This window comes from Streptomyces sp. KLMMK, from assembly GCF_036961605.1.
Classification (GTDB): Bacteria; Actinomycetota; Actinomycetes; order Streptomycetales; family Streptomycetaceae; genus Streptomyces; species Streptomyces telluris.
This window is the reverse complement of the sequence record NZ_JBAMDC010000146.1, coordinates 1-15011: the sequence shown is the minus strand read 5'-3', so window position 1 is coordinate 15011 and position 15011 is coordinate 1. Positions and strand designations below refer to the sequence as shown.

Genomic DNA, 15011 nt, shown 5'->3' with positions numbered 1-15011 from the left:
CCCGCCGCCATACCCCTCGTGGCCTGCGCGGTCCCCGCGCTCGCCCTCCTCGTCCACGCCCTGACCGTGTTCTGCCGGGCCTCCGCCCACCGCTGCGGGGCGTTCGCCCCCGTCCCCGCCGACCCGGGAGAAGCCCCCGTCCGGGCCCGGTGACCGCAACCGTCCCACCGCACACCCCCGTCAGAGGAGCAAGCAAGATGACCGTTCACCCCATCCGCACCGCCGGGCGAGAGCGAGGGCGCGACCGATGAGGGTTCTGTTGCTCGGTGCCAACGGCTACCTCGGCCGTTACGTGGCCGACCGGCTGCTCGCCGACCCCGCCGTCCAGCTCACCGCCCTCGGCCGCGGCGACGACGCGGACGTCCGCTTCGACCTCGCCACCGGCAGCCCCGGCGCGCTCACCCGCTTCCTCAACGCCGTCCACCCCGGCGTCGTGATCAACTGCGCGGGCGCCACCCGCGGCGGCGCCCGCGACCTCACCCGCCACAACACCGTCGCCGTCGCCACCGTCTGCGAATCGCTGCGCCGCAGCGGCTGCGGGGCCCGCCTCGTCCAGCTCGGCTGCTCCTCCGAGTACGGGCCCTCCCAGCCCGGCTCGTCCACCGCCGAGGACGCCGTCCCCCGCCCCGGCGGCCCGTACGGGGTGAGCAAGCTCGCCGCCACCGAGCTCGTCCTCGGCTCCGGCCTCGACGCCATCGTCCTGCGCGTCTTCTCGCCCGTCGGCCCCGGCACCCCCGCAGGCTCCCCGCTCGGCAGGCTCGCCGACGCCCTGCGCCGCGCCATGCAGAACGGCGACAGCGAGCTCAAGCTCAGCGGCCTGGGCGTCCAGCGCGACTTCGTCGACGTCCGCGACGTCGCCCGCGCCGTGCACGCCGCCTCCCTCTCCGCCGCCCAGGGCGCCGTCAACATCGGCACCGGCCGAGCGGTCAGGCTGCGCGAGGCCGCGGCGACGCTCGCCCGCGTCGCCGGCTACGGCGGCTCCCTCCACGAGCTGGACGACCCCCACCTGGGCACCCCGCCCGCCTACCCCTACCCCGACGGCTGCGGCAGCTGGCAGCAGGCCGACGTCCGCACCGCCCGCGACCGGCTCGGCTGGCGCCCCCGCATCGGCCTGGAGGAGTCGCTGGCCGACATCTGGATGGAGGCCGCGTGTCGCATCTGAGCCCGCCCGGGCAGCGCCGGTCCCGCGCCGTCCGCGAGGCCCCGCTGCGCTTCGGGGTCCCGGGCTTCGCACACCCGCTGCTCGCCCCCGCCGAATGGGGCGAACTCCTGCGCACCGACGTCCCCGTGGAGTGGGTCGTGCTCGGCAGCGGCGCCATGGCCGCCCCGGGCGGGACGGCCTCCGGAGGCCCCGGCGACCGCCCGGACCCGTATCGCGTCGCCGCCGCCGCCCGGCTGCGCGAGGCGGGCATCCGGGTCCTCGGCCACCTGGACCTGCGGTTCGGCGAGCGCCCCCTCGGCGAGGTGCTCTCCGAGGCCCAGCGCTATCTGAACTGGTACAAGGTCGACGGGTTCGCCCTCGACGCCACCCCCGCGGACCCCGCCGCCCTGCCCGGCACCCGCCGCACCGTCGCCTCCTTGCGGACGATCCTCGACCGGGCGTACGTCGTGCTCGTCCACGGCACCTATCCCTCACCGGGCTACGCGGACCTCGCCGACCAGCTCGTCACGTTCTACGGGCCCTGGCCGGCCTACCGCTGGTCGCAGGTCGCCGAGTGGACCGCCGACTTCCCGGCGGCCCGCTTCTGCCACCTCGTGCACGGCGTCCCCCGCGCCCACCTGGACGAGGCGCTGCGCCTCGCCCGCTGGCAGGGCGCCGGCACGATCTACTTCACCGATCGGACGGACCGGGACGAAGCGGACCCCTGGGAGGTGATGCCCGGCTACTGGGACGAGATCGTCTCGCGCATCGGACCGGGTGTCTCGGAATGAGACGGGGCGTGGCAGGGTTACAGGGGAAGAACCGAACGCCGCCTGTATGTTCCCCGCGCGAGCGGGGACGCCTCTCCTGGAGACCCCGTGTCGCTGCCACCCCTGGTCGAGCCGGCTGCCGAGCTCACCGTTGACGAGGTTCGTCGGTACTCCCGCCACCTGATCATCCCGGACGTCGGTATGGACGGGCAGAAGCGCCTGAAGAACGCGAAGGTGCTCTGTGTGGGGGCCGGCGGCCTCGGTTCCCCCGCGCTGATGTACCTGGCCGCCGCCGGCGTGGGCACGCTCGGCATCGTGGAGTTCGACGAGGTCGACGAGTCGAACCTGCAGCGCCAGATCATCCACAGTCAGGCGGACATCGGCCGTTCGAAGGCCCAGTCCGCACGGGATTCGGTGCAGGGCATCAACCCGTACGTGAACGTCGTCCTGCACGAGGGCCGGCTCGAGGCCGACAACGTGATGGAGATCTTCTCCCAGTACGACCTGATCGTCGACGGCACGGACAACTTCGCCACGCGCTACCTCGTCAACGACGCCTGCGTGCTGCTGGGCAAGCCGTACGTGTGGGGCTCCATCTACCGCTTCGACGGCCAGGCGTCCGTCTTCTGGAGCGAGCACGGCCCCTGCTACCGCTGCCTGTACCCCGAGCCCCCGCCGCCGGGCATGGTGCCCTCCTGCGCCGAGGGCGGCGTGCTGGGCGTGCTGTGCGCCTCGATCGGCTCCATCCAGGTCAACGAGGCGATCAAGCTCCTCGCGGGCATCGGCGAGCCGCTGGTCGGCCGCCTGATGATCTATGACGCCCTGGAGATGACCTACCGCCAGGTCAAGGTCCGCAAGGACCCCGAGTGCGCGGTCTGCGGCGAGAACCCGACCGTCACGGAGCTCATCGACTACGAGGCGTTCTGCGGCGTCGTCTCGGAGGAGGCCCAGGAGGCCGCGGCCGGCTCCACGATCACTCCCAAGCAGCTCAAGGAGTGGCTCGACGACGGCGAGGACATCGACGTCATCGACGTCCGCGAGCCGAACGAGTACGAGATCGTCTCGATCCCCGGCGCCCGGCTGATCCCGAAGAACGAGTTCCTGATGGGCACGGCCCTGCAGGGCCTGCCGCAGGACAAGCGGATCGTCCTGCACTGCAAGACGGGTGTCCGCTCCGCGGAGGTCCTCGCGGTGCTGAAGGCGGCGGGCTTCTCCGACGCGGTGCACGTGGGCGGCGGCGTGATCGGCTGGGTCCACCAGGTCGAGCCGGACAAGCCGGTGTACTAGACCTTCACTTCTGTGTGAGTAAGGGGCTCCCGCCATGGCGGGAGCCCCTTACTCATGTGTGCGTCCCTTGCTCGGTCGTGCGGCGTCCGTTCACGAGCAGGTCGTGCCCCGGGCCGGCGTCTTCCCCTCCAGCAAGTAGTCGTTGACGGTGCGCACCATGCACGCGTTGCCGCTGTTGTACGCCCCGTGCCCCTCGCCCTTGTACGTGACCTCCACGGCGACGTCCTTGCCCAGGCCCTCCGCCATGCGGTGTGCGCCCGCGTACGGCGTCGCCGGGTCGCCGGTGTTGCCGATGACGACGATCGGGGCGGAGCCCTGCGCGCTCACGTCGATCGTCTTCCACTTGCCCTCGACGGGCCAGCCCGTGCAGCCGAGGAGCGACCAGGCCGCGGACTCCCCGAAGACCGGGGACGCGGCCCGGAAGTCCGCCAGGCGGCCCTTCACGTCGTCGGCGGTGTAGCGCTGCCGGGCGTCGGCGCAGGAGATCGCCCGGTTGGCCGGCCCGAGGTTGCTGTAGCGGCCGTCGGTGCCGCGGCCGGTGAGGAGGTCGTAGAGCAGCAGCAGCGTGTCGCCGCTGCCCTTGTTCATGGCCTCCTGCAGGCCCTGCGTCAGGAACTTCCAGGTGTCCTTGGAGTACAGCGCGGACGCGATGCCGTTGACGGCCTCGTCCTGGGTCAGCTTGCGGCCCTGGCGCGTCGGCAGGGGTTGCGCGTCGAGCTTCTTGAGCAGGGAGACGATCCGCTCCTGCGTGGGGCAGCGGGCCGCCTGGGCCGAGGAGACGCAGTCCTTGAGGTAGTTGTCCAGGGCGAGCTGGAAGCCCTTGGCCTGGCCGAGGTTGCCCTGCACGGGGTCCTGCGAGGGGTCGACCACCGCGTCGAGCACGGCGCGGCCCACGTTTCCGGGGAACGCGTGGGCGTAGACGCCGCCGAGCTCGGTGCCGTAGGAGATGCCGAAGTAGTTGAGCTTGTCGTCGCCCAGGGCGGCCCGCAGGCGGTCCATGTCGCGGGCGGCGCTCAGCGTGCCGACGTGGGGCAGGACCTTGGCGGAGTTCTTCGCGCAGGCGTCCACGTACGCCTTGTTCGCCGCGAGGGCGGTCCGCTCCTCGGCCGCGTCGTCCGGCGTGCCGTCGATCTGGCTCGCGGCGTCGGTCTCCTTGTCGCTCAGGCAGCGCACGCCCGCGCTCTCGCCCACGCCCCGCGGGTCGAAGCTGACCAGGTCGTAGCGCTCGCGCAGCTTCTCGTAGCTGGTGGCCAGGCCCGGCAGGGTGGCCACGCCGGAGCCGCCGGGGCCGCCGAAGTTGAAGACGAGCGAGCCCAGGCGCTTGTCCTTGTCCCGGGCCTTCGTGCGGATCAGGGCGAGTTCGATCTTCTCGCCGTCGGGCTCGGCATAGTCCAGCGGGACGGGGAGCTTCGCGCACTCCCACGCCTTGCCGGGGGCCTTGCCGTCGCTGCCCTGTGCGGCGGTCGGCGCGGAGCACGCCGTCCAGCGCAGCCGGACGTCGGGGGCGCGGCCGTCTCCGGCGGCGTTCTTGGGGTCCCCGGAGGCCGGGGAGCCGTCGCTGCCGCAGCCGGTGGCGGCGAGGGCCGTCACGAGCGCGATGCCGGCGCCGAGGAGGGCGGTGGTGGCCCGAGGGGTGGTGGCCCGAGGCCGTAGGGAACTCATTCCACCGACTGTACGGAGGTGAAGGCGCCGGAGCAGCCGCCGTGTGGAGGCGTCACCCGGCGCGCAGGGGCGCACAGCCCATTTGGGCGGCGACGGCGTCCACGTAGCGGGGGAAGGCCTCGCGCGGGTCGTCCAGCCGGGTGCGGGTGCGGCCGGGGCCGCTGCGCATGGTGAAGACGGTGGGCCTGCCGTCGCAGTCGGCCCGCACCAGGGCACCGGCCGCGTCAATGCTGCCGCGCGCCCGCCAGCCGGGGGCCGGAGGGCGGTCGCCGGTGAGGCCGTCGAAGAGGGCGACCAGGCGGGGCCTGCCGGTGGTCAGGAAGCGGGCCGCCCAGCCCTGGGCGCCCGCTATGGCGCAGCTGTGGAAGTCGCTGCTCGTGGCGGGGCCGGTGGTGGGGCCGCCGGCGGGGGCCGGGCTCGCCTTCCCGCCCGTGGCGGGGGCGGGGCTGCCCGGGGCGGGGGCCGGGCTCGGGACCAGGCCCGGGAAGCCGCAGCGGTGTCGTCCGGTGTCCGAGGGTGTGGGAGCCGACGGGTCGTGGTGCAGGCGGATCGGGGGGAGCGTGGTGCAGCTGGTCGCCCTAGTGGCCTTGTTGGCCGCCCTGACCAGCAACTCCTCCATGGTGGCGGAGGAGAGGGCCGTGATGCTCTTCAGCGTCACCACCGACGGCCGGCCGTCCACGTCGCAGCTCTCCGGGAGCACCAGGGCGCCCGCGCCGGAGGCGGCGGTGAAGCCCGGTAGGCCGTCGGGAAGGGGGGTGTCGCCGTCCCCGAATAACTCGCCCAGCCACGAGCGTCGTTCGCCCTCCTGGCGCGGTCCCGTGCCCAGGCGGAGGTCCACCTGCTGCTCGTACGCGCCGAGGCCCCGGCCGCCGCGCCAGCGGAGCGAGCAGTGGCCGGTGGGGCGCCCGGGCGCGGGTGCGCTCTCCTCGGCGGTGCGGTCGTGGTCGCCGCGGCGGAACGGGGCCTCGTCCTCGGGCCATGCGCCCCAGCAGTACGAGCGCCCGCCGAGCGGCGTGGACTGCGTCTGCCAGAGCGCGACGAGGGCGGCCACCAGCGCGGCGATGGCCAGGGCGCCGGTGAGGGCCCGGGCCCTGCGGTCGGCCTGGTCGCCGGTGGTGTGCGGCGTCCTGAACGGCGTCTTGTACGGCACTGTCGTCCCCCCGAACTTCCTTCGTCGTCCGCGGAACTGCTGTGCGGGCGATCGTAGTGCGAGCCACTGACATTCGACCCCGAATCCGGATCGATCATGCCTTGGGCCCGCGCCACCGGTGATATGTGCTATGTGTGCTATGAGCAGATCTTGTCTGTTTCCGGCACCGTACCGTTCAGCAGGTAGGCGTCGACCGCCCCCTTGACACAGGCGTTGCCGCTGTCGTAGGCGCCGTGGCCCTCGCCGCGGAACGTCAGGACGGCCGCCACGCCCGGCCCGAGCTCCTGCGCCATGCGCTTCGCTCCCTCGTAAGGGGTCGCGGGGTCACCGGTGTTGCCGACGACGAGGATCGGCGCGGAGCCCTTCGCGCTCACGTCGGGCGTCTGCCATGCGCCCTTCACGGGCCATCCCGTGCACTGGGTCAGGCTCCAGGCCATGAAGTCCCCGAAGACGGGGGACGCCTTGCGGAACGCGGGCACGCGCGGCTCGATCTCGGCCGCGGTGTAGCGCTGGGCGAAGTCCGCGCAGGTGATGGCGTTGAGGGATGACTGCAGCGTGCTGTAACGGCCCTCCTGACCACGGCCGTTCATGGCGTCGCCCAGGGAGAGGAGCAGCCGCCCGTCGCTGTTCTCGGCATCCTCGATGCCCTCGGTCAGGTAGTCCCAGAAGTCCTTCGAGTAGAGGGACTGGGCGATGCCGCTCGTGGCCAGGGAGCGGGTCAGATCGCGCCCGCCCGCGCCCGGGATCGGCTCCTTGCCCAGGCGCCGGAGGAGGGCGCTGATCTGGTCTTCCGTCGGGCAGTTGTCCGACGTCCTCGCGCATGCCTCCATGTAGTTGGTGAGCGCGAGCTGGAAGCCCTGCGTCTGGCCGAGGGCGCTCTGCACCGGGTCCGCGCCGGGGTCCACCACGCCGTCGAAGAGCGCGCGGCCCACTTTGTCCGGGAACAAGTGGGCGTAGACCCCGCCCAGTTCCGTCCCGTACGACACCCCGAAGTAGTGCAGCCGGGCGTCGCCAAGGACCTGGCGCATCAGGTCCATGTCGCGGGCGGCGTTCTCCGTGCCCACGTGCGGGAGGACCTTGCCGGACCTGCGCTCGCAGCCGGCGGCGTAGGCCGTCACCCGGTCCACCAGGGCCTTTTGCTCCGGCCGGGTGGCCGGGGTGGCGTCCGCGGCGTAGTACGCGTCGAGTTGCCCGTCGTCCAGGCAGGTGACGCCGCTGCTGCGCCCCACGCCCCGCGGGTCGAAGCTGACCAGGTCGTAGCGGGTGCGCAGGTTCTCGTAGTCGGCGGCGAAGGCCGGGAGCGTGGTGATGCCGGAGCCGCCGGGGCCGCCGAAGTTGAAGATCAGCGAACCGATGCGGCGGGCCTGGTCCGTGGCCTTGGCCCTGATCAGTGCGATGTCGATGGTGTTGCTGCTGCTTCTGGGCTTGGCGTAGTCGAGAGGCGCGTGGAGGGTCGCGCACTCCCAGTCCGGGCCCGGGGCCCCGCCCGAGGATCCGCTCTGCGCCGTGGTGGGCGGCGGGCAGGGCTTCCAGTCCGGTTTCTGGCGGGCGGCCTCCTGGGCGGCCGCCCCTCCGGCCGCCCCTGCGCGGGTGGTCTCGTTCGCGTGGGTGGCCCCGCTCGGGTCGCTCGCGCCGCTTCCGCTGCCGCCGCCGCTGCCGGTGCAGCCCGCCGCCGTGACCGCCAGGAGTGCGGCGGTGAGCATGCCCCTTGCCCGTGCGGATCTGGTCACCTGCTCATCGTCCGGGCGGGGAGGTGCCGGGGCGCGCGGGGTGGGGCGTACGGGTTACGTGAGAGTGGGCGGGGGTGGGTGGATTGTGTGGGTGTGTTTGGGCGTGCGTAGGTACATGTGGGTGTGGGGGCTTGTGGTGCTGTGGCTGCAAACCCTCTATAGGGGGACGAATGTGATCTCTGTGGCCTTGACGCTCACCCACACCGGTGTGCCTTCCGCGAGGTTCAGCTCGGCCGCGGCGGCCGGGGTGATCTCCGCTACGACGTCCGGCTCGCCCGTGACCAGGACGCGCAGGCGGCCGCCGTGGGCGGTGATCTCGCGGACCGCGCCCTGCCAGGTGTTGCGGGGGCTGCCGGGGGTGGGGCGGGTCGTGTGGACGGAGACCGCCTCCGGGGGGACCACGGCCAGGCCCGTCGCCGGCTCGTGGCTGTCGGCCGTGGTGAGACTGGCGCCGTCGTCCAGGAGGAGGGTTCCTTCGGCGGTCGATTTGCCCGGCCATGCATTGCGGCCCAGCATGCGGGCCACCCAGGGCGAGCGGGGGTGGCGGGTCAGCTCCGCCGGTGTCGCGTACTGGACGGTCGCGCCGTCCTCCAGCACGAGGACGTGGTCGGCCAGGGACACCGCTTCGACGGGGTCGTGGGTGACGATGAGGCAGACGCCGGGGAAGTCCGCGAGATGGGTGCGAAGGGTGTGACGGACGGCGGAGCGGGCCGACTGGTCGAGGGCGGCGAGGGGCTCGTCGAGGAGGAGCAGGCGGGGCCGGGCGGCCAGGGCCCGGGCCAGGGCCACGCGCTGCGCCTGGCCGCCGCTGAGGCTCGCCGGCTTGCGGTGGGCCAGGGCGCCCACGTCCAGGCGGTTCAGCCAGTACCGGGCCCGGCGGTGGGCCTCGGCCTTGGGGACGCCCTGGGCGCGGAGGCCGTAGGCGGTGTTGGCGAGGGCCGTGAGGTGCGGGAAGAGGGAGATCTCCTGGGGGACCCAGGAGATGCGGCGGCGGTGCGGGGGCTCTTCGGCCATGTCCTTGTCGCCCAGGTGCAGCGGGGTGGCTGTCGCGCGGGGCGTCAGGCCCAGGAGGGCTCTGAGGAGTGTGGTTTTCCCCGCGCCGTTCGGGCCCACTACGGCGATGGTCGTGCCTGCGGGTGCGTTGAGGGTTGTGTTGGTTGCACCTACGACCGTGGTGCGCAGCGGGTGCGGGGCGGGTGCGGGGCCGGGGTGGTCCGGGGCCTCCGGGGCTGCATGATTTACGGCCTCTGCCGGACGTGTTGAGTGCCCCGCGCGCCGCCGCAAATCACGCGTCACGCCCCTTGCCGGCCCCCCACCACCCCGGCCCCTTCCGTTCGCTTGCGTCTGCAGCCAGTGGCCCCTGAGGGAGATCAGGACTGTGGTGGCGATCAGCAGGAGGAGGAGGGATACGGCTGTGGCGCCTTCGGGGTCGTCCTGGAGGAGCAGGTAGACCTGCAGGGGGAGTGTTTGCGTCTCACCCGGGAGGTTGCCCGCGAAGGTGATCGTCGCGCCGAACTCCCCCAGGGCCCTCGCCCAGCTGAGCGCCGCCCCCGCGATCAGGCCGGGGGCCACCATCGGCAGGGTGATCGTGCGGAAGACGCGGAGCGGCGCCGCCCCCAGGGACGTCGCCGTCTCCTCGTAGCGGGGGTGGAGGCCCGCCAGCGCGCCCTCCAGGCTGATCACCAGGAACGGCATCGCCACGAAGGCCGATGCCACTACTGCCCCTGCCGTGGAGAAGGGGAGGGTGACGCCCATGGATTCCAGGGCCGGGCCCAGGACGCCGCGGCGGCCGTAGCCCTGCAGGAGGGCCACGCCGGCGACCGTGGGCGGCAGCACCATCGGCAGCATCACCAGGCAGCGCACCAGGGACTTGCCGCGGAACTCCACCCGCGCCAGCAGCCACGCCAGCGGGACGCCCAGGACCAGGGAGAGCAGGAGTGCCCAGGCCGAGACGAAGAGGGACAGCTGCAGGGCTTCGGTGACCGGTTGAGAGGTGAGGCGGGACGGGAGCGTTTCCCAGGGGGTGCGGGCGAGGATGCCGGCCAGCGGCAGGAACAGGAACGCCACCGCGAGCGCGGCGGGCAGCCCGAGCGCCAGGGGCGTACGGGCCCTGGTCACGGCTGCTGGAAGCCCGCTGCCCGCAGGAGCTTCTGGGCCTCCTCCGTGCTGAGCCACTTCACGAAATCGTCCGCCTGCTGCGCGTGCTTGGAGCCCTTGAGCGTGGCCGCGGGGTACGACGCCACGGCGTTCTGCTCGTCGGGCACCGTGACGGTGGCGACCTTGTCCTTGGCCGCGTCGGTCACGTAGACGATCCCGGCGTCGGCCTCGCCCAGGGTGACCTTGCTCAGGACGGCCCGCACGCTGGGCTCCTGGGAGACCGGCTTCACCGTGACGTGCTGCTGGTCCAGGACCTTCTTGCTGTAGCGGCCCACCGGCACCTCCGGCGCCGCCAGGACGACCTTGAGATCGCTGCGGGAGAGGTCCGACAGGGCCTTGATGTTCTTGGGGTTGTTCTTCGCCGTGGCGATCGTCAGGCGGTTCTTCGCGATCACCTTGGGGGTGTTCGTCCCGCTCTTCAGATCCTGCATGGTTTTCGTGTCCGCCGTCACCAGTGCGTCCGCCGGAGCGCCCTGGCGGACCTGTGCGGCCAGCTCCTGCGAGCCCGCGAAGGAGAACTTGACCTTGATGCCCGGGTGTTCCTTCTCGTAGGCCCGGCCCGCCTCCTTGAAGACGTCCGTCAGGGAAGCCGCCGCCAGGACGGTGAGTTCGGTCCGGGGCTTCGCGTCCGTCTTGTCCTCGCTGCCGCAGGCAGCCAGGAGCGGGACGAGCATCGTGCCGGCCAGGAGCGGCAGCGCGCGGCGAGAGTGCATCGGTTCTCCGTGGTCAGGTGCGGTCGATGTGCACGTTGGTGGCCTTCACCCGGGCCACCGCTTCCATCCCGACCACCAGCCCCAGCTCCTCGACGGCCTCGCGCGTGAGCAGCGAGACGAGGCGGTGCGGACCGGCCTGGATCTCCACCTGCGCTGCGACGTCACCGAGCTTGACGGCCGTGATGATGCCGGGGAAGGCGTTGCGGGCGCTGGTGTACGCGTCCTCGCCGTCCGCCGCCTCCGCCGCGAGCGACACCGAGAACGCGGCCAGGTCGGCCCCGTCGATGTGCCGCTTCCCCGCCTCGTCACGGCGCGTCGGTATCCGGCCGGCATCGGCCCACCGCCGGACGGTGTCGGCGCTGACGCCCAGCAGCTTGGCGGCACGGCCGATCGTGTAGGAACGCATATGCGGCACCGTAGGCGTTTGTCACTCGCATTTGCAAGGGGTTGTGGTCGGGGTGCTGGCAGATGCGGTGGAGCCCCGGGTCAGATCGCGCCCTTGCGGGTCAGGTGCGTGAAGCACAGCCATCCCGGCAGGACCGGCAGCCACAGCGTCATCAGGCGGAAGAGGAGCACCGCCGGCGTGCCCTGCTCCGCCGGCAGGCCCGCCACCGTCAGGGCCGCGGTCAGCGCGAGCTCCACCGCGCCGACGCCGCCGGGCGTCGGCGCCGCCGAACCCAGCGCGTTCGCCGTCAGGTAGACCACCGCGATGCTCGCGTAGCTCAGCTCGCCGCCGAAGGCGCGGATCGCGGCGTCCAGGCACATGACGTTCGCTGCCGTCAGCAGCAGCATTCCGCCGATGCCCGAGAGGAGCTTCTGCGGGCGCTGCGTGACGTCCAGCATGCGCGGGACCACGCCCGCGAACAGCGACCGCACCCGGGTCGAGACGAACTTCCGCAGGACCGGGATCGCCGCCACGACGAGCACCAGGACCGCGGCCGTCAGCAGGCCGCCGATGACCGTGCGCGAGGGGCCGAGCGAGGAGCTGCGCTCGGTGCCGGTGACGTAGCCGAAGGACAGCAGCAGCATGATGTGGCAGGCGAGGCCGAACAGCTGGGACGCGCCGACGCTGGCCACCGCCAGGCCGGGGCGGACGCCCGAGCGCTGCAGGAAGCGGGTGTTGAGCGCCACGCCGCCGACCGCCGCGGGGGCGACCAGCTTGACGAACGAGCCGGCCACCTGGGCCAGCACCGTGCGGGCGAAGCCCACCTTCTCGGGTACGAAACCCAGCAGGCTGAGGGCCGCGGCGACGTACGTCAGCGCCTGGAAGGCCACCGCGACCGCGACCCACGGCCACTCCGCCTTGTCGACGAGGTCGCCGAACTGCACGTGGGTGAGCTGCGACAGCAGGAAGTACGCGGCGAAGGCGCCGGCGACGAAGCTGATCAGGGTGCGCGGCTTGATGCGCTCCAGGCGCACGGGCTCTATCGGGGCCTGGGGGCGGATGAGGAGCACCTGGCGGCGGATCTGGGCCAGCAGGTCCTCTTCGCGGGCCTCCTCCAGCGCCTCGTCGATGGCCCGTTTCTCGGCCTGGCGCTCGGCCTTGAGCGCCTTGCGGCCGCTGACCTCCTCCTCGGCCGCCGCGGCCTTGGCCTCCTTGGCGGCGCTCGCGGCCTCCAGGACCTTCTCGCGCTCCCGCTGGGCCCGCTCACGGGCGAGCTGGCGCAGGGTCGCCCGGCTGGTGCGGGTGAGGGCGATGGACTGCAGGAGCGGGAGGCTGTCGGCGACGGCGTCGGGACCGAGGACGGCCACGCCGGTGGCCACGGCCCGCTCGGCGCCGACCCGCAGGCCGAGCGTGACGAGCAGCTGGGCGACGTCCATGCGCAGGACGATGTCGCCGGCGGCGATCTCACCACCGCGCAGGTCGGTCAGCACCACGTTGCCGGAACGATCCACCAGCAGGGCGTCGCCGTCGAGCCTGCGGTGCGCGATGCGGCGCGACTGCAGGGCATGGACCTGGCGCCAGGCGCCCGCCATGAGCTCGTCGGTGATCTCGTCGGTGGGCACCTGCCCGAAGGGGCGGCCGCCGATGTGCTCGTAGACGAGCATGACGGCGTCCGGGCCGAGCTCGGAGGTGGCGATCAGCTTGGGCGCGTTGGCGCCGGCGGCGATGGCCGCGTAGGCGAGCAGGGCCTCCTGCTCCAGGGCCTGGCGCAGGGACTGCAGGCTGCGGCGCTGGGTGATGCCGCGCAGGGCGAGGCGCTGCCACACGCGGTAGAAGAAGCCCTGCGCCTGCTGTTCGCGGTCGACGACCGTGACGTCCAGGGGCGGGCCGTCCTCCAGGGTGACGATGTAGCGGCGGCCCCGCTCGTGCGGCTCGGTGTCGTCGGCGCCGTCCTCGGCGCGCAGCGCGGTGACGGGCTTGAAGCCGACGCGGCGCAGTCCGGTCAGCAGGTGGCGGCCGGTGGGGCGGACGTTGGGAGAGCCAACGGCGTAGAGCGTGCCGTAGGCGACCGTCCAGCCGATCAGGACCGTGGTGACGATCGAGAACGGTGTCGTGTAGCCGTTGACCAGGACCGCGAAGGCGTCCAGGAGGAGGACCGCCCACATCGCCACGCGCCAGCGCGGGCGCCGGGACATGCCGACGGCCGTCATATAGGCGATCACCGGAGCCAGATAGCCGTGGACCGGGTCGGTGAAGCCGCCGGTGGGCGCGAGCTGGGTGAGGGCCCCGCGGATCGAGGCGGGGGCCGCGCGGGCCACCCACAGGTCGGTGGCCAGGGAGACGCCGTGCGCGAGCACGGCGGCCAGCACGCCGTCGGCGATGCGCAGCCCGTCCCGCTTGATCAGCCGCTCGACGGCGAAGGCCACGGGGACGATGAAGATGGCGATGTTGGCCGCGAGGCCCGCGAAGCTCGCCAGCAGCTGCGGGGCGCGCCCCGTGCTCTCGTTGATGTCCTGTGCGAGACCCGTGGTGGTGCCGTGCGCGAAGGCGGCGAGGGCGAGGACGAGCGCGATGCCCACGATGCCGAGAAGGAGCCGGACCAGGTCGGCCGGGCGGTGCACGCGGGCGGGCAGCAGCGGTTCGTCACCGGAGACCCGGTCGATCTGCACGCCCCCCTCGTCGCACTCGTACGCTCCCGGGCCTGACGAGGGCAGCGCTCGGGGAGCGTGGTCCCCCTCAGGAGGCTCCGCGCCCTGCATCCGGTCCTTCTCGTCTTCTTGGTCTCGTATCACCTGTCACCGCCCGGAAGATGGTGGCACGGCCCCGCCGGGCGAGGGGGCATCAGGGTGCAATTCGGGGGCGCGGACTCCGGATCGTACGCCCTGTAGTGCGATTCCGCACTCTGCGTGATCACCGGGGTGATCGCCGGACAGGGCTGTCGGCGGGGTGCGGCACCATGGACCGGGTGAGCGAGGACGAGGAGCTTCCCGAGTACGCGGAACGGGTGCTGGCGGTCGCCGAGCAGATCCCACCCGGGCGGGTGATGACCTACGGGGACGTCGCCGAGTGGCTGGGCGAGGGCGGGCCCCGTCAGGTGGGGCGCGTCATGGCGCTCTACGGCGGCCCCGTGCCCTGGTGGCGCGTCGTCCGCGCGGACGGTGTCCTGCTGCCCGGCCACGAACTGCGCGCCCTCGCCCGCTACCGCGAGGAGGGCACGCCCCTGCGCGAGGCGGCGCGGTCGGCCGGGGGACACGTCCCCCGGATCGCCATGGCCCTCGCCCGCTGGGACGGCCGCGACCCCGGGGATGTGACTCCGCACACCTGACGGCACCCACCGCCCGCGGCCGCGGGGCCCGGGCGGACCCGGTCTCACCCGAACGGATGAGACCGTTGAAGCCGTGCGCCGGCTCCCGCGACGCCCTGCGCCCCGGACGCCGCCTGGCGTAGCGTCGGGAACCACCGTCACTCCCCGGCCTCCGGCCCCGCACGGCCGCACGACTCCCCGCACCCCCACCAGGACCGGCAACCCACGTGAGCTCCTTCCCGCCTTCCGGCTCGACCCGGCCGCAGCACCAGCAGGCACGGCAGTCCTCCCCGGGCGCCTACCGCCTCGTGCGCACCCGGCCGGGCTCCACGGCCCTTCCTGAGCTGGACGCACGCCAGCGTGCCGTGGTTGAGCACGCCGGAGGGCCGCTGCTCGTGCTCGCGGGCCCCGGCACGGGGAAGACGACGACACTGGTCGAGGCCGTCGCCGAGCGGGTGCGCCGGGGCACCCCGCCGGAGCGCATCCTCGTCCTCACCTTCAGCCGCAAGGCCGCCGTCGAGCTCCGCGACCGGATGGCCGCCCGGCTCGGCGCGGGCGCCGCCGCGCCCCAGGCCACCACCTTCCACTCGTACTGCTACGCCCTCGTCCGCGCCCACCAGGACGCCGACCTGTTCGTCGACCCCCTGCGGCTGCTGTCCGGCCCCGAGCAGGACGCCGTCGTGCGCGAGCTGCTGGCCGGCCAGGCCGAGCT

Annotated in this window: 12 protein-coding genes; 5 read left to right on the top strand and 7 right to left on the bottom strand. The window is 73.1% G+C overall.

All coding sequences use genetic code 11. The features are described 5' to 3' along the window. Window positions 1-247: 247 nt before the first annotated feature. From V7793_RS20785 to moeZ, 3 genes are all read left to right on the top strand, one after another. Entirely contained in the window at window positions 248-1162 is a 915-nt protein-coding gene (locus tag V7793_RS20785) for an NAD-dependent epimerase/dehydratase family protein (protein WP_030366193.1), read from the top strand. Further along, window positions 1159-1932, top strand: coding sequence for a spherulation-specific family 4 protein (locus V7793_RS20780; protein WP_336008667.1), 774 nt, complete (start codon window positions 1159-1161; stop codon window positions 1930-1932). The genes V7793_RS20785 and V7793_RS20780 overlap by 4 nt, the downstream gene beginning before the upstream one ends. Before the next feature lie 87 nt (window positions 1933-2019). Beyond that, entirely contained in the window at window positions 2020-3198 is a 1179-nt protein-coding gene (gene moeZ / locus V7793_RS20775) for an adenylyltransferase/sulfurtransferase MoeZ (RefSeq protein WP_336008662.1), read from the top strand. 90 nt (window positions 3199-3288) lie between these two features. On the opposite strand, the gene V7793_RS20770 is transcribed toward moeZ, so the two are convergent. The 7 genes from V7793_RS20770 to V7793_RS20740 all read right to left on the bottom strand — a co-directional run bounded on the left by V7793_RS20770 (window position 3289) and on the right by V7793_RS20740 (window position 13754). Then, a complete protein-coding gene (locus tag V7793_RS20770) occupies window positions 3289-4860 on the bottom strand; it encodes an alpha/beta hydrolase (RefSeq protein WP_336008660.1) in 1572 nt (523 codons plus the stop codon). A gap of 52 nt (window positions 4861-4912) precedes the next feature. Then, window positions 4913-6010 (bottom strand): hypothetical protein, encoded by a 1098-nt coding sequence (locus V7793_RS20765; RefSeq protein ID WP_336008659.1) that lies wholly within the window; start codon window positions 6008-6010, stop codon window positions 4913-4915. Window positions 6011-6147: 137 nt separating this feature from the next. Beyond that, entirely contained in the window at window positions 6148-7713 is a 1566-nt protein-coding gene (locus tag V7793_RS20760) for an alpha/beta hydrolase (protein WP_336008665.1), read from the bottom strand. A 183-nt stretch (window positions 7714-7896) separates the two neighbouring features. Further along, window positions 7897-9858 carry an ABC transporter permease gene (locus V7793_RS20755; RefSeq protein ID WP_336008657.1) on the bottom strand — a complete coding sequence of 654 codons (1962 nt, stop codon included), beginning with the start codon at window positions 9856-9858 and terminating at the stop codon, window positions 7897-7899. Continuing rightward, a complete protein-coding gene (gene modA / locus V7793_RS20750; RefSeq protein ID WP_336008655.1) occupies window positions 9855-10610 on the bottom strand; it encodes a molybdate ABC transporter substrate-binding protein in 756 nt (251 codons plus the stop codon). Before modA ends, V7793_RS20755 begins: the two co-directional genes overlap by 4 nt. Window positions 10611-10623: 13 nt before the next feature. Then, the gene (locus V7793_RS20745; protein WP_336008654.1) at window positions 10624-11016 is read right to left on the bottom strand and encodes a TOBE domain-containing protein; all 393 of its coding nucleotides are present in this window, start codon (window positions 11014-11016) and stop codon (window positions 10624-10626) included. Window positions 11017-11096: 80 nt separating this feature from the next. Then, a complete protein-coding gene (locus tag V7793_RS20740) occupies window positions 11097-13754 on the bottom strand; it encodes a lysylphosphatidylglycerol synthase transmembrane domain-containing protein (protein WP_443057953.1) in 2658 nt (885 codons plus the stop codon). Window positions 13755-13951: 197 nt separating this feature from the next. Between V7793_RS20740 and V7793_RS20735 the strand changes: the two genes are divergently transcribed. Both V7793_RS20735 and V7793_RS20730 read left to right on the top strand, forming a co-directional pair. After that, complete coding sequence (locus V7793_RS20735; protein WP_336008650.1) at window positions 13952-14320, top strand: MGMT family protein; 369 nt, start codon at window positions 13952-13954, stop codon at window positions 14318-14320. Between the two features lie 206 nt (window positions 14321-14526). Continuing rightward, on the top strand, window positions 14527-15011 hold a 485-nt coding region (locus tag V7793_RS20730; RefSeq protein WP_336008648.1), incomplete at its 3' end, for a UvrD-helicase domain-containing protein.

What these genes read in the sequence shown, in the direction of transcription:
- V7793_RS20785 (WP_030366193.1), top strand. Translation starts at nt 248, where the DNA reads ATGAGGGTTCTGTTGCTCGGTGCCAACGGCTACCTCGGCCGTTACGTG.
- V7793_RS20770 (WP_336008660.1), bottom strand. Translation starts at nt 4,860, where the DNA reads ATGAGTTCCCTACGGCCTCGGGCCACCACCCCTCGGGCCACCACCGCC.
- V7793_RS20760 (WP_336008665.1), bottom strand. Translation starts at nt 7,713, where the DNA reads ATGCTCACCGCCGCACTCCTGGCGGTCACGGCGGCGGGCTGCACCGGC.
- modA (WP_336008655.1), bottom strand. Translation starts at nt 10,610, where the DNA reads ATGCACTCTCGCCGCGCGCTGCCGCTCCTGGCCGGCACGATGCTCGTC.
- V7793_RS20745 (WP_336008654.1), bottom strand. Translation starts at nt 11,016, where the DNA reads ATGCGTTCCTACACGATCGGCCGTGCCGCCAAGCTGCTGGGCGTCAGC.
- V7793_RS20740 (WP_443057953.1), bottom strand. Translation starts at nt 13,754, where the DNA reads ATGCAGGGCGCGGAGCCTCCTGAGGGGGACCACGCTCCCCGAGCGCTG.
- V7793_RS20735 (WP_336008650.1), top strand. Translation starts at nt 13,952, where the DNA reads ATGGACCGGGTGAGCGAGGACGAGGAGCTTCCCGAGTACGCGGAACGG.